The organism is Pseudoalteromonas sp. J2K-J979 (assembly GCF_058169715.2).
On sequence record NZ_CM200281.1, the window covers coordinates 1,618,336 to 1,632,721 of the forward strand.

General features: G+C 41.9%; 11 protein-coding genes and 1 pseudogene. 7 read left to right on the plus strand and 5 right to left on the minus strand.

Annotated elements, in window-relative coordinates; all coding sequences use genetic code 11:
- Positions 1-8: 8 nt before the first annotated feature.
- Positions 9-1,088, minus strand: coding sequence for an efflux RND transporter periplasmic adaptor subunit (locus AC3KVK_RS07465; protein WP_490312344.1), 1,080 nt, complete (start codon positions 1,086-1,088; stop codon positions 9-11).
- Between the two features lie 9 nt (positions 1,089-1,097).
- Positions 1,098-4,196 (minus strand): efflux RND transporter permease subunit, encoded by a 3,099-nt coding sequence (locus AC3KVK_RS07470; protein WP_490312345.1) that lies wholly within the window; start codon positions 4,194-4,196, stop codon positions 1,098-1,100.
- A 738-nt stretch (positions 4,197-4,934) separates the two neighbouring features.
- Between AC3KVK_RS07470 and AC3KVK_RS07475 the strand changes: the two genes are divergently transcribed.
- The 4 genes from AC3KVK_RS07475 to AC3KVK_RS07490 all read left to right on the plus strand — a co-directional run bounded on the left by AC3KVK_RS07475 (position 4,935) and on the right by AC3KVK_RS07490 (position 8,018).
- Positions 4,935-5,300, plus strand: a complete 366-nt coding sequence (locus AC3KVK_RS07475) for a GntR family transcriptional regulator (protein ID WP_490312346.1) — start codon at positions 4,935-4,937, stop codon at positions 5,298-5,300.
- Complete coding sequence (locus AC3KVK_RS07480; RefSeq protein WP_490312347.1) at positions 5,297-6,169, plus strand: ABC transporter ATP-binding protein; 873 nt, start codon at positions 5,297-5,299, stop codon at positions 6,167-6,169. The genes AC3KVK_RS07475 and AC3KVK_RS07480 overlap by 4 nt, the downstream gene beginning before the upstream one ends.
- Positions 6,169-7,074 (plus strand): ABC transporter permease, encoded by a 906-nt coding sequence (locus tag AC3KVK_RS07485; RefSeq protein WP_490312348.1) that lies wholly within the window; start codon positions 6,169-6,171, stop codon positions 7,072-7,074. The genes AC3KVK_RS07480 and AC3KVK_RS07485 overlap by 1 nt, the downstream gene beginning before the upstream one ends.
- A gap of 386 nt (positions 7,075-7,460) precedes the next feature.
- Positions 7,461-8,018 (plus strand): GNAT family N-acetyltransferase, encoded by a 558-nt coding sequence (locus tag AC3KVK_RS07490; RefSeq protein WP_490312349.1) that lies wholly within the window; start codon positions 7,461-7,463, stop codon positions 8,016-8,018.
- Between the two features lie 252 nt (positions 8,019-8,270).
- Here AC3KVK_RS07490 and AC3KVK_RS07495 read toward each other — a convergent pair.
- Positions 8,271-8,429: pseudogene (locus AC3KVK_RS07495) on the minus strand (IS110 family transposase); the annotation flags it as partial.
- A gap of 125 nt (positions 8,430-8,554) precedes the next feature.
- Between AC3KVK_RS07495 and AC3KVK_RS07500 the strand changes: the two are divergent.
- From AC3KVK_RS07500 to AC3KVK_RS07510, 3 genes are all read left to right on the plus strand, one after another.
- On the plus strand, positions 8,555-8,989 hold the full coding sequence (locus tag AC3KVK_RS07500; protein ID WP_490312350.1) for a hypothetical protein: 435 nt from the start codon (positions 8,555-8,557) through the stop codon (positions 8,987-8,989).
- Between the two features lie 486 nt (positions 8,990-9,475).
- Positions 9,476-11,629, plus strand: a complete 2,154-nt coding sequence (locus AC3KVK_RS07505) for an exonuclease domain-containing protein (protein ID WP_490312351.1) — start codon at positions 9,476-9,478, stop codon at positions 11,627-11,629.
- A gap of 197 nt (positions 11,630-11,826) precedes the next feature.
- Entirely contained in the window at positions 11,827-12,246 is a 420-nt protein-coding gene (locus AC3KVK_RS07510) for a MerC domain-containing protein (protein WP_490312352.1), read from the plus strand.
- A gap of 261 nt (positions 12,247-12,507) precedes the next feature.
- On the opposite strand, the gene azu is transcribed toward AC3KVK_RS07510, so the two are convergent.
- Positions 12,508-12,960, minus strand: coding sequence for an azurin (gene azu, locus AC3KVK_RS07515; RefSeq protein WP_490312353.1), 453 nt, complete (start codon positions 12,958-12,960; stop codon positions 12,508-12,510).
- 370 nt (positions 12,961-13,330) lie between these two features.
- Positions 13,331-14,140, minus strand: a complete 810-nt coding sequence (locus tag AC3KVK_RS07520; RefSeq protein ID WP_490312354.1) for a sulfite exporter TauE/SafE family protein — start codon at positions 14,138-14,140, stop codon at positions 13,331-13,333.
- Positions 14,141-14,386 lie beyond the last annotated feature (246 nt).

Below are 14,386 nucleotides of genomic sequence, written 5' to 3' on the forward strand. Positions count from 1 at the left end.
ACCAATAATTATCGTGATACGGTCACATTATTTAATTTTGAGAGTGGGGTTTTTAAACGGACCTTTTCACCGTCGCGAAGGTTTTCAGCCCCTCGAATGACGACGTGTTGACCGACTTGTAAATCGCCAGTCACCTCAATGTAATCATAAAAACCGCTACCAGGGATCACGGTGATGTGTTTATTGTTCAGCTCAGCATCAATTACGTTCACATACATTTTATCTTGGCGCAAAATGAGGGCATCGCGATGCACGGTGATGGCTTGATGGCTATCACTGCTGGCGATGGCGACTCTGACTGCGCTGCCGATAGGGATCGCATTGTCTGTAAGTGCGACGCGAAGTTCCATGGTGCGGCTGCGTTCATCTCCGACAGGGATCAAAGCGCGAATGGTCGAGTGAATTTGCGTCGTTTTTTGTCGGATAACGACTTTATCTCCAATGGCATTAAATTGATTGTGTGCCAAAGGAGCATTGGCTTTGACTTCTAGATCTTGCAGGCTGACCAAACGAAGGGCAGTCGTGCTGGTTTGGCTAAATTCACCGACTTGTTTAAAGCGCTCGACGACCGTGCCGTTAAATGGCGCTCTTAGGGCAGTTTTAGCCAGTTGTAATTCAATCCGCTGTAAGCTGATCTTTGCTTGCAATAAGTCTTGCTTAGCCATGGCAAGATCGGCTTCTTTGGCATCGAGAGAATCTTGCGCTGCATTTTTTCCAAGTTTTTCGAGACGTTGTTGTTGGCGTTTGAGTAATGCAACGCGGGTGTCCAGCTGGCTAACCGTGGCCTCTGCTTGCTGTTGTTCAAGTTGTAAAAACGCGTCGTCTAACTTTAAAATGACATCGCCTTTGCCAACTCTATCACCTACTTCAGCCACCCATTTGATCACCCCAGAAACCTCGGTGGTTAGGCGTGAGTCAAAACGGCTCACTACCGTGCCAGGGATCCACATTTGTTCGGCAATTTGGGCTTGTTCAACATCACTGATTTCGACCAAAGTGGCGGGTGGCTCAGGGTTGTCGGTTGCATAGGCGATTGTGCTCGATAAACACAGCCCTAATATAATTGATTTAATTAATAACAGTTTCATTGTTCGCTCCTAAACATGTGATGCGTGTTGAGTTGGCTGCGTGTCACTGTTGTGTTTTTGCGCGACCGGTTGACGGTTAAATTGTGTTAATAATGCAGGTAAAAGTACTAAGGTAAAGAGTGTAGAGAACACCATGCCACCCACAATCACCGCAGCCAGTCCGCGGTAAATGACGCTGCCTTCACCCGGCATGATTAATAGTGGCAACATGCCAAAAATACTGGTAAGCGTGCTCATAAAAATTGGACGTAAACGGAGCAATAACGCTTGTTCTACCGCATTTTCACGGCTCAGACCTTCACGCTCGCCTTGGCGGGTTTGATCCACTAATAAAATGGCATTATTGACCACTAAACCAAGCAAAATGATAAAGCCAATCATGGTTAATAGATCGAGGGGTTGGAAGTTTATCAAATTCATTAATTGCAGCGCTAACACCCCTCCGACAGTCGCCAATGGAATAGATAATGTCACCATTAAGCTGTCTTTAAGTGATTTAAATAAACCCGCCATCAGAATAAACAGTAAACCCAGTGCAAGCACAAAATTTTGCCCCATGGTGCTGATTGATTGCTTGAGGCTATCGGCACTGCCGCCATAATTGATAGAGCCATCTGCGGGCATCATCGCTTTGATTTGTGGTTCGATTTCTGTTTCGATAATCGTCATGGCTTGTTGAAGTGACATATTCTCAGGCGGATTCACAAACACGGTAATCGTGCGGCGTCGGTCAATCCGTTGGATCCGAGATGGGCCGACAGTACGGGTAACATCGACTAACTCACCTAATTGCACCACATCACCGCTAGGTGTGCTGATAGGTGTTGCGGCTAATTCTTCGGGGTTTTGCCAGCCTTCGGCTTTAAAAATCATATCGAGACGTTTATTGCCATCGAAGTATTCACCAACAAACAATCCTGTGCCCATGGCGCGTGTAATTTGCGCCAAATCATTACGGGTAAAGCCCACTTCCATCATACGGCGATCGTTGGGGATTAAGCGTAGTTCTGGCTCGGCGTCTTGTGTGCCTGGATTAACATTGATGTTACTGCCAACAAAACGTTTTTCTAAAATATCGCGGGTTTTTTCGGCGACATCGGCCATGGCTCGGGTATCTTTACTTTGTAAATGAATAGCCACGCTGCGCCCTGAGCCTAGGCCACCAAACAGGTTTCCTTGTTGAGAAAATACGCGCGTATCAGGCAGGTCGATAAGTATTTCTTCTCGCATTACGCGCTCTAACTCTTTGACTTGAGATTGATCTTTGGCGCGCACACCTAAGTTAGCATTACCCGGGAAGCTTAAAATATAATAATTTTTGAGTGCCGGCTCTTTGGTGCCATCCATATATGGTTGCAAACGCTCGACGAGCGGTTTGATGTATTCTTGCTCAACAAACTGCTGGTTTGAACCTGTAGGTAAGCGTACAAAAGCATCAACGGCATCGCGTTTTACAGGGGGTAAATAATCAAGTGGTGGCAGTAACCAGATTGTCACCGCTATTGGTGCAGCCATCAGCGTAGTGATAATAATCACGCGTTTTTTAGTTGTATTTGTGCATGCCATAATTTTACGGGCAATGCTTTGCCAAAGATGAGCAAAGCGGTCAGTTTGCTCTGTGTGCTGTAACCAGCGTTTTGCAGCCACAGGCAGCACAGCAAGTGCAACTAACATAGAAATAAAAACTGCAATCGCAATAGTTAATGCTAAGTCGGCAAAAAATTGACCAGCGACATCTTTCAAAAAAATGACTGGAATAAAAATGGCGATGGTGGTGACGGTTGAGGCCATTAATGCGCCAGCAACTAGTTGCGTGCCTTGTTTGGCTGCTTTTTCTGTGCTGAGTCCTTTGCTTTTTAAACGGACAATGTTTTCAAGCACCACAATGGCGGCATCGAGCACCATTCCGGTCGCAAAGGCAAGCCCAGCGAGTGATATCACATTGAGCGAACGGCCAGTGATACTGAGCACAATAAATGTGCTCATTATCGAAATAGGGATCGCCATTGCGACAATTAATGTGGCACGGCGCTGACGTAAAAACCACCAAAGTACCCCGACGGCCAGTAAAATCCCTAAAATCAAGTTGTTAGTCACTAGGCTAATTGCACGGTAAATAAATACTGACGCATCGAATGATTGCTCCATGGTCAGTTGTTCAGGGGCTAATACTTGGCGGCGAATATCGGCGACTTCGGCCTTGACGAGCTCGAGTGTCGCCAGCACGTTGGCGCCACTTTCGCGGTCAATACGCACAGACATAGCAGGATTACCATTTTGGACGGCACTGCCATTGGCTTGATCTCGTGCAATCGAAATCGTTGCAATATCGTTGAGTTTAATAGGCTTACCATCGCGCCATTCGAGTACTAAATCACCGAGCTGAACGGGATCAAAACGCCCCGCAAACCTTAAGGTGTAACGCCTACGACCAATGTCTGCATAACCACCAGAAGCATCATTTGCAGCGCCAATTAATCGGCTGACGCCGGTTAAGCTTATACCTAGCTCAGCTGCGCGGTAGGCATCAAACTCAATTTGTAGTTGCTCAGTTGTGTTGCCTGTTTGCAGTTGAACTCGTGCTACACCCGGAATGCTTTCGATACGAGGGCGGATATTGTCATCAAAAAAACTGGCGTATTCTGAAATTGGTTTGTCATTGCCGGGCAGGGCTTGTAAGAAAAAATAAGTCAGTGCCGGCGCGCCGCCATTAAAGCCACCTAAACTGATCACGGGGGGGTTAACGTCGCGAGGTAAAGGTGGTAAGCGATTCATCCGACTGATAACTTCTATTAGGGTTTTATCCATGTCTGCTTCGAGAGAGAATTCAAGATTAATGAATGAACTACCCGCATTTGCGAATGTAATTAGGTTGGTCAAGCCGGGTAAACCTTGTAAGACTTCTTCTTGTGGCTCAAGGATTTCAGATTCCATTTCACTTGGGGATGCTTGACGCCAGTTAGTGAAAATGGTGATTTGCGGGCGTTCTATGTCAGGAAAAAGTTGAATGGGTAGTTTATTAAAACTGATCCACCCTAACACCAAACACAGCGTAACAATAATTGCGACTGTGGCGGGGTTTTTAAGTGCTGCCGTTGTTATGTTCATTTGGTTTCCTTGTTTGGTGAAGTCATATCAACACACTGACTATAGAAGTAAGTTAGTCGCAATTTGTTGGGAAATAGTTTAACCCGCAGATAAACACGATAGGCTACAAACAAGCTGTTTTGCGTAACAAAGTGTGTATTTTCACCACTTTTCGACATACCAAGTTAACATCTTGTAACTAACTGGTTGCAAAGATGTGCTTAATTACACGAGTGAGATTTTAAGCCGAGGATTTAGGATAGTTTGACAATTTTGTTTGCCTGACACGATCGTTAACATCTTTTTTAATTTACATGAAATAGCGTGAAACAAGCCTAAATTTCAAATCTAAAAGTGACTCTGCCATGATTTTTGTGAAGGATATAAGCCCTGAACAATCGTTTATCTGACTAGAACAGACCATTCAGGCGTGACAGTGCAGCAAGAAAGTAGTCAAGGCAGGCTTTATGAGCCGGGATGGGCCACTGACGATAAAATTAAGTTTATCCATTGTTGTGATCGGACATTAATTTTAAACCCACACACTTTTATTGTTTTTAAACTAGATAAAGCACTGAATATAAATAAGTTTATTGTCTTGGCCTGTTTTATAAAACGCCATTTTATTCAGCGACAACGTGAAAATTGAGCAAAAAAGTATGCACTGAAACATTTTTTAACCACTTTTTATTTGTGTTATGGTGTGCTGGTGATGTATAACACATGTATTGTTTTTAATATTCAACAAGGAAAGCGGGTATGACTCCTCAGTGGGATTCAGAAAAACCTATCTATTTACAACTTTATCAGCAAGTGATAACGCGTATTTTAGATGGCCATATCAAAGAAGGTGAAGCCTTGCCTTCGGTTCGAACCGTAGCTGCTCAGTATCAAGTTAATCCGATTACTATTTCCAAGGCATATCAAATGTTGCAAGACGAAGGCTTCGTTGAAAAGCAGCGGGGAAAAGGACTCTTTGTGATGGCAGGTGCGCAAGATCACATGTTAACGCGTGAGCGAGAAAGCTTTTTAACCCAACAATGGCCAGAGGTGGTCAAGCAAATAACCCGACTCAAGCTGTCAGTAGAACAGTTGTTACAACAAAGCAAGGAATCATCACTATGAATCCATTAATAACGATTCGTGATTTGAATAAATCATACGGTAGAAAACAGGTGTTGTCAGACATCAATTTAACTTGTCAAGCAGGGCAAATAATCGGGTTAGTTGGACCAAATGGTGCAGGTAAAACTACGTGTTTACAGGCCTTACTCGGTTTGACTGACTTTAGCGGTGAGATAGATGTACTGGGTCATCATCCGCAAAAAGATCGGGTCGCGATGCTGGAAGACGTTGCTTACATCGCCGATGTAGCGATTTTGCCCCGCTGGTTAAAAGTGTCGCAAGCGCTCAGTTACATGAATGATATCCATAAAAATTTCAACTTAGAAAAAGCGCAGGCGTTTTTAGCCAAAACTAACATCAAAACCAGCGATAAAGTCAAAGCCTTATCGAAGGGCATGATCACGCAACTGCACTTAGCACTGATTTTAGCCATCGATGCCAAAGTGTTGATATTAGATGAGCCAACCTTAGGGCTGGATATTCTCACGCGCCGACAATTTTATACCCATTTACTCGAAGATTTTTATACCGAAGAGAAGTGCATCATTATTACCACCCACCAGATTGAAGAAATCGATCATATTTTAACGGATGTGGCGTTTATTCAAGATGGCCAAATTGTGCTGTCGCAAAACACGGATGTTATTCGCGAGCGGTTTAGCCTTCTTGCGGTGAGTCAGGATCAACTCGAGCAGGCGACACAACTGAAGCCTTTATATAAAAACAGTGTACTAGGGTTGACCAGCTTATTAATTGATAAATCAAATTTAAACGATGATCAACGACGTAATTTACCTACGTTGGGTGACATTGGGGTACCGAGTTTGGCTGATATTTTTGTGGGTGTCATGAATAAGGAGGCATGCTAATGAAACATTCAATATTCAAAGCATCGATAAAAAAAGAGTTGTGGGAATTTAAAAGTATGCTCACATGGGTGCCAGTCTCGTTAATGGCATTATTATTGGCGATCCCTTTACTGGCCATCGGATTAAATGGTGGATTTGATGGTGACAAATTCTTGGTGGGTATGACGCAGCTTAACGAATTTGCCCAAGCTCCTGAGCTTCAGGGATTTTTCTTTACCTCAATTGTTTCGTTATTTGCGCCTTTTTTATTAGTTGGCTTGATTGTGCAGTGTTACTACTTTATTAATTGCTTGTTTGACGAACGCCGTGATCGTTCAGTGATTTTTTGGCGCTCTTTACCCGTGTCAGACACAATTACTGTAGGCAGTAAACTATTTACGGGTGCGGTTGTCATTCCTACTATTTTTGCCACTGCGGCCACCGTATTATTGATTGTAGGCGCGCTTTTGAGTGTCCTGTTAGCTGTGATATTAACTGTGTTTTATGATATTTCGCTGTGGTCATTTATGGCTCAGTTAAATGTGTTTTCGACACTCAGCGCAATTTGGCTCAGTATTATTGCCATTGCGGTGTGGCTGTTGCCTTTATTTAGCTGGCTACTGTTGACGTCGATTTATGCTAAAAAAGCCCCATTTTTATGGGCGGTGCTGCCGATTGTGGTGATATTGGTTGTCGAAGCGATAGTGGTACATTACTTTGGTTTATCACAATTATGGTTTGCCGAATCATTAAAAGGGTACCTCTCAATTAAGCCCGTGATTGGAACAAATAATACAGATTTTCTCCTCCCATTTGAGGCGTTAACGCTAGTGGTTAATCAAATCAGTGTCAGCACGTTTGTGGTATCGGCCGGGTTGATTTATGCCACCTATTGGTTACGGGTTAATAAAAAGGATGTTGATTAACTGACTTTCGTGAGTATTCCTTCGGTGTCGCATCAAGGATACACGCATTATTTCCAAGAGCCGCGCTAAGCGTTAGAGCGGCTTTTTTGGTTAAAACCTGAGGTGCGAAAGTGATAACCAGTGGCAACTGAATTTTTTTGTTCATAATATAGGAAAACTGAAAACAGAATATATTAAGCCGCGGAAACCATTTTACGTTAAAAACGCCGCTAAAACCCCCACAGAAACCGCAAGAGAATCCATCAAAAACCCCGATTTAAAATCTCACCTCAAAACAGCCTAAATGATTGAATCAAAATAGGAACTCAGTTATGGTTTGCTGATTAATAAAACAAATTAAAAACGAGTAAATCTACAGGCTCGTTATATTTCACGGAGGATTTAGGTTGTCATTTCCAATATTAGAGACAAATCGCTTAAGGTTAGATAAATTAACTAAAAAAGATTCAAATAGTTTATTTAATTTATTTTCTGACAACTCAGTTGTCGAATATTATGATCTTGAAGCTTTTACGGAACTGTCTCAAGCATGTAACTTAATTGATTTTTTTAATTCCCGTTTTAAAGAAAACTCTGGGATTCGTTGGGCTATTCGGTTAAAAAACACAGATCAATTAATAGGGACTTGTGGGTTTAATACTTGGAGTCCAAAAATGAAAAATGCTGTCATAGGTTACGATTTACTTCCAAAGTTTTGGGGGAAAGGTTATACAACTGAAGCTGTTAATAGAATTGTGAAATCAGCATTTTTAGACGAATTACCATGTGGCGCTCTGAATCGAATTCAAGGAGATACAGTTCCCGGAAATATAGCTTCAGAATCACTACTATTAAAAGTTGGTTTTAAAGAAGAAGGTATACGACGTCAAAGTGGTTACTGGAAAAATAAATTTCACGACCTTAAGTGTTTTGGTTTACTTAAATCTGAGTATAGTGAAATATAACACATATGAGCCGAGCTCTCGTCAATAGGCATTATTTATCTTTTTGACCGCGCAAGCGGTCAAATCCAAATCAATCAACAAATTCATCTTCTTCGTCTGTCATTTAGCTGTTCAATCGTCGTGCCGTTAAAAAAGTATGCAAACACATATAGAGGCTCTCTTAGTGCTATCTTATCGCTGTATAACGTTTTACGAATTACAACCAAATGGCCCAGCTTCATAAACGAAATGCTGGGTTGCTTCAGGGGATTAAGATGCGAGCTGACCAACAAGCTTTTTAATCGCGACTTTAACAGAAGAAAACTGCCCAAGGTGAACAGGTTGCGCGCCTCTATGTTCTTTAATATACGCCACTTCAATCAACTCATTATGAGTATCAAAGCCAATGAAAAGTATGTTATGTTGGTCCATGCTAGCGTCTGCGGTTTAGCTATTTGACAAATTAATTATGGCTGTGGCTTGAAGCTAACTCACTAAAATGCGGTAGTTAGCACCGTATGGGAGTCATTATGTTTATAAATACAAAGGATGGTTCAATGAAATTTTTAAGTGTATTAGTTCTATTTGCTACTTTTCAAGTCTCAGCATTTAGCAAAGGTGGGGTTGTTGTACATATTCTTCCTGATGAATTAGTTTTATCAAGTACTTGTGTGGCAAGGGCTGATCTACAGTCTAAAGAGTTTTCAATTATATATGCTTGTAAAGACTCGAAAAATACAAGGTATTTTTATAATTTTCGTTTAAATAATGTTGATTTGGTCGCTGACTTTAAGAAGAGTTCGACTGATGTTGTGGTCAACGAAAGCCAGTTTAAGTCTTATACTCTTTATGAGTTAACGGCTAAAAATTCAAATAATAAAACAATAAAATTTGTTTCTTATTGTACAAAAGAATTATGCCTTGATTTGGTGAGTGATGATGAATATGAAAAATCAATTCAAGACTCAATAACGTCTCAATTACGAGGCTAGTTTTTATAATAAGTGAATGATGTCGTTGGTAAACTCAATGTGACAACGACTCGCTGACCTTTGGCCGCAGCACTCATATTTGCCGCATCTTCAAAGTATTAGCGGCTTTGAGGTCAACGATTATTAAAGTGTCGTGAGTGAATATGTTGGTAACAGGCTCTACGGGTAGGGTTGGGCGTGCTATCTAGCGACTTGACGTCAATTCAAGAGCGCATTCAGCTTTATAAACTTCACTCACCTTCATAAAACATTGAACAAGTTACCTAGCAACCAAAGCAACTGATGACCTTTGGCAGTAACATAAACATTCAAACACGCACGGAGGCGCTCTTTGTGCAAACGAATCCATCCTTTTTGCTTTTTAATCCATTGAGATAGCGAAGGCAGTGCTTAGACATTTATGACTGCCATGACCTCGCTTGCACCTCAAGGTAAAGCTCGGCACAATGCGGTATTGTTTTTTGCTATTAAAGTCGTCCACACTCCATGAAAGTGTTGCCAGAAAAATATTACCTCACGCATTTTTTTGAGTTTATTGACTTTATTCACACCACGTCATCACATTTATTAAGCGCACGGGAATGGGCGTTTTTAAATGATTTTTCGCAGTTAGATGAACAAGCGCAGTGTATGTTGGTGCGAATTGTGAACCGAAAACCAGCTTTTGTGCACAAAGATACCTTGCATTACAGCGAAATCAACCAGTGTGAAGTCGCGATACAGACCTTATTTAAAGCGGGTTTTTTAGCGCCTGTTGATGAGACGAATTATCAGCAGTTGCTCCCACAACTGAATAAACAAGCGCTTATCGCGTTGGCGAAATATTGCCAAGCAGAACCCCCCATTAAAAGTGCGAATAAGCAAACATGGCTGGTGTTTATTCGGGATCATTTTACGGCTAAATGTGTGGCAAATGATCATCATGCAGTGATGGAGAATTATGTGTATTTTGCCCGCAATGAAGCATTTCAATACTTATTGTTTGTGTATTTTGCTCGGGTAGGTGGGCGGCTTAATCAATTCTCGTTACGTGATTTGGGTGTGATGCCAACACAGTCAGTGCGTGAGCAGCAGGCCAACTTTCATGATTTAGCTGAAGCGCAATCGGCCTTTTTACATGCCAATGTTTTTGAGGCGATTAAAGAGGCCGATAAAACCGACCGTACGTTAATCGACGCATTGGCCGCCAAACAGCTTAATTTGGATCAGCCCATAGGGTTTCTAGCCGCGAAAAAATACCATCATGGTTTGTATCAACTTGGCTTAGCTGTGATTGGGTATAATGCTACGCTGGGTGAGCAATTTCTGAGTCTGTCTTTGCACAGTGCAGCTAAAGAAAAATACATTCGCTTATTGTTTAAAGCGGGTAAAAAAGCGCAATGCCAAGCATTGCTGCACGCCATTATTGACGATCCTGATAGTGAAAGTTTACTGCTCTTTGCTGAAGATTTTTATGCGCAAAAGTTTGAGCGTAAGCAAACCAGCCTGTTAACGGACATTTTAAGGCGCGCTTCAGATCCTATCGCATTGGATGAAGCCTATATGGGGCAAGTCGAGTCAGGGGTAAAAAATCATTATATTCAAAGTGGTTACGACTGTTTTTTTACTGAAAACAAACTATGGCGTGCTTTGTTTGCCCTGACTTTTTGGCAAGAGTTATATTTACATCCGGATGCTGAGCGTGCGAATGAGTTTTCGTATTATCCCAAACTATTAAAAAACCAGACTTTTTACGACAAGTTTGGCCCGATCATCGTTGAAAAGCTGGCGAAGTTAACTGAACGGGCTGTATTGTCTGAGCATATCAGGCAAACAGTTAATACCCATCAAGGTGAACCCAATGGGCTGTTTTTTTGGCAGTCTCCGTTACTTGATGTATTGCTATTATTTATCGAACATGCGCCGATTGAGGGCATTACCGTACATTTACTTAATATGGCGCAGCACTTTGAGAGCTTGTCGGATGGCTACCCCGATTTAATGCTGATTAAAGATAATCAACTGTATTTTGAAGAAATCAAAGCACCGGGTGATAGTTTAAGGCGAAACCAACTGGTCACCATTCAATCGTTGAGCAAGGCGGGTTTTAATGTCTCGATTCAGCGCACTCAGTGGCAGTTTGATGCTTCGCAGCGTTACGTGGTGGTCGATATCGAAACAACTGGAGGAAAAAAAGATCACCATCGTATTACAGAAATCGGTTTAGTGTGTATTGAGCATGGGCAAGTGGTTGATACTTGGCAAACGCTGGTTAACCCAGAACGATCCATTCCCGCAATGATCACTAAACTAACTGGGATTGATAATGCGATGGTCAAAGATGCGCCAACTTTTGCCGAGATTGCCGACATCCTCGATGCTTTAACGCAGCATGCTATTTTTGTTGCTCATAATGTTAATTTTGATTATGGCTTTATCAAACAAGAGTTTGCGCGTTTAGATAAACGTTTTATGCGCGCCAAAATGTGTACAGTGCAACAAGCCCGAAAATATTTACCCGGTCATTCGTCTTACTCGCTTGGCAAGCTCTGCCGCACGCTTGATATTCCATTACACAATCATCACCGAGCCCTTGATGATGCCAAGGGTGCTGCAGCTATTTTACTAAAAATCAATGCCGTGCGAGCTGAGGAAGAATAAGTCGAAAACCTTCAAGTGCTAATAAAGTAGATTTTTTGCCTGCGTTATTAAACCTATTAACTGAAAGCGATATAATTTTAGCTTTATGGTTTTATGTTTAATTAAATAAAAAATAGAAATCAATAAGATAGTTTGTTTTTTTATGTTATAAATGCATTCAAATGAAATGATATATTATAACAATCAAAAGCAGGTTAATGACGATGTTAAATTTACCTAACTTCACTCCAACTCTAGATAAGTATGCGATCTCAATCTCTGCTATCTGCGCCATACACTGCATGTCTTTACCGCTGTTGCTCGGCGTATTTCCTGGTCTGAGCTCATTGATATTTGGTCAAGAAGTGTTTCACGTATTTTTACTCTGGTTTGTTATCCCTTTAAGCGTCATCTCACTTTCATTGGGTTACAAACAACATAACAACCGTTTAGTTGCGCTTTTTGGCATTACAGGCCTGAGCTTTATGATTATCGCAGCTGCGTTCGGTCATGATGTACTTGGGGAAGTCGGAGAACAAATTGCGACGCTTATAGGTGCATTATCAGTCGCAACTGGCCACTTTATAAACTATAAGTGCTGCACCAATCTAGATTGCGATCATGAAGTGGCTCCATGATTTTGATGGATTAAAAACCGCTCAGGTGATAGGTATATTTAAAGTCACAATGGAAAAACGGCTGCCTAATGTAAATGTAGACAGAAACAATGTATTTCAGGATCAGTTTTAGGCCAGCCAAGTGCAGAGCTGTGATTGAAACACCAACGTTGCTGACTATTAGACCAATTTCAAATGCTAAGATTGTAGTAGAAGTGCTTACATTATATGGTTTAACATGTGTTTACTGGGGGGTTAAAACGCCCAGTAAACACGTCTAACTTAGTTAAACTCGACTTTGCCTTTCATGATTGCCCAGTGGCCAGGGAACGAACAGAAAAACGAATAATCCCCCCCAGCTGTGAGTTTGTCGGTTGCAAAAGTGAGTGTTGTTGTTTCACCGCCGCCAATTAGTTTGGAAAAAGCATAGACTCGCTCATCAGCCGGCTTGACGTATTGATTATCGATACCTGCTGACATGCCATCAGTTGCAACCGCTTGTATGTTAACAGTATCAACTACCACTACGTTGTGCCCCATAGTTTGGGCGGGTAATTTACCGATGTGCTTTAACTCAATACTGACTTCTTTACACTCTTTTGAAAAGCTCAGTGTTTTTTGATTAAACTGCATCATATCGTTGGCTTCGAGTGTAGCAGAGCATGACGCTGATGCATTGGTTGAAAAGAGTGACACTGCTAAGGTAATGAGTCCGAACTTAATTACATGTTTCATGTGATTCCTTTAAATGGTATTGATAATCATTTTCATCTTATGTATTAAATGACGACTTGCAAGCGTTTATTTCAGTAAATGAATGATAAAATGCATCGGCTTGATACCTGTCAAAATATTCATTTGCTTTTACGCTTATGTAATACCAAACGATCAATCAAACACTATTGAAATGATGTAAATGAAATAATGGTTGCAAGATGAGTTCACTGTGGATGGATTGATCAGTTATGTTTTATGAAGACAAGATATAGGTGTTTTATGAGCCAGTTTTTTTTCATTTCAAGGTCAGAGAAAATGCGAGCTAACACCAGCTGAGTCAATTTATCTAAAATAACACTGCCGAGTATTAGCCCTTGTGGTGTTATTTTTATCTGAACAGCATGCTGGTTGCCATGGCCAGCAGTAATCCTGCGAATATTTTTTTGATGAGTGGAACCGGTAACATATGTGCGGCTTTGGCACCGAGCGGAGCGGTAAACCATGATGTACAGACGATACCTAATAATGCAGGTAAATAGACAAAGCCGGCAAAGCCATCGGTTAAAGCAAAATGCGCGCTACCCGAACTGATATAACCGAGTGAGCCAAATAAGGCAATCACAATGCCACAGGCCGAAGCGCAGCCGATGGCTTTTTTCATATCCAAAGAAAAATACGTTAGTAACGGTACTAACAATGCGCCACCACCAATGCCTATCATCGCCGAAATCCCACCCGTTAGCGCAGTAAAAAGCGTCATGACACCTTTATGGGGCATAGTGCGGTGAGTGGTGTCGGTGTTGTTACTGCTTAAAAACATTTTTAACGCTATCAGCGCTACGCTTACTACGAATACAATGCGCACGATTTTTTCGGGTAAAAGCGCCGCCATAAAGCCGCTGATCAGCGCTCCTAGCGCGACACCTGTCATAATCCAAGGTGCAAGTTGCCAAGGTACATTACCATTTTTATGGTGGGCCAAAGCAGAAGAAGTCGAAGTAAATAAAATGGAGGCCAGTGAAGTGGCAATGGCAACAATCACCACTTGATCAGCAGGAAAATCAGCTAAATGAACTAAGATGCTGCTCAAAATGGGCACGATAACTAAGCCACCGCCTATGCCTAGCAGGCCGGCTAAAAATCCCACTCCAGCGCCCAAAATAGCGCAGTAAATAATCAACATGATCAGTTCATTCATCTGGTTTATCTCTTTTTATTATCCGGTTTATGATTGCACCTTGAACGATTTTGAAGGTGCGATACTTCAAGTGTCGAATTGAACAAAGCGCTGATACAAGTGGCTGTAGACGGTTTACTTAACCACTTTCATTGCGACGGCTTGGTTCGTTTACGTTATCGACTGTGTCAGTCGTCTTGAGCTTGAATGTGGCAATGGTGGTTGTTTTAGCTGGTAGCACGTTAGTATCACAGCCATGTTCGTGGC

Bases quoted from the DNA above. Each gene is read 5' to 3' on its own strand.
- AC3KVK_RS07500 (WP_490312350.1), top strand. From the start codon at position 8,555: ATGAAATTTTTAAGTGTATTAGTTCTATTTGCTACTTTTCAAGTCTCA.
- AC3KVK_RS07470 (WP_490312345.1), bottom strand. From the start codon at position 4,196: ATGAACATAACAACGGCAGCACTTAAAAACCCCGCCACAGTCGCAATT.
- AC3KVK_RS07505 (WP_490312351.1), top strand. From the start codon at position 9,476: ATGAAAGTGTTGCCAGAAAAATATTACCTCACGCATTTTTTTGAGTTT.
- AC3KVK_RS07485 (WP_490312348.1), top strand. From the start codon at position 6,169: ATGAAACATTCAATATTCAAAGCATCGATAAAAAAAGAGTTGTGGGAA.
- AC3KVK_RS07475 (WP_490312346.1), top strand. From the start codon at position 4,935: ATGACTCCTCAGTGGGATTCAGAAAAACCTATCTATTTACAACTTTAT.
- AC3KVK_RS07510 (WP_490312352.1), top strand. From the start codon at position 11,827: ATGACGATGTTAAATTTACCTAACTTCACTCCAACTCTAGATAAGTAT.
- AC3KVK_RS07520 (WP_490312354.1), bottom strand. From the start codon at position 14,140: ATGAATGAACTGATCATGTTGATTATTTACTGCGCTATTTTGGGCGCT.
- AC3KVK_RS07480 (WP_490312347.1), top strand. From the start codon at position 5,297: ATGAATCCATTAATAACGATTCGTGATTTGAATAAATCATACGGTAGA.
- azu (WP_490312353.1), bottom strand. From the start codon at position 12,960: ATGAAACATGTAATTAAGTTCGGACTCATTACCTTAGCAGTGTCACTC.
- AC3KVK_RS07465 (WP_490312344.1), bottom strand. From the start codon at position 1,088: ATGAAACTGTTATTAATTAAATCAATTATATTAGGGCTGTGTTTATCG.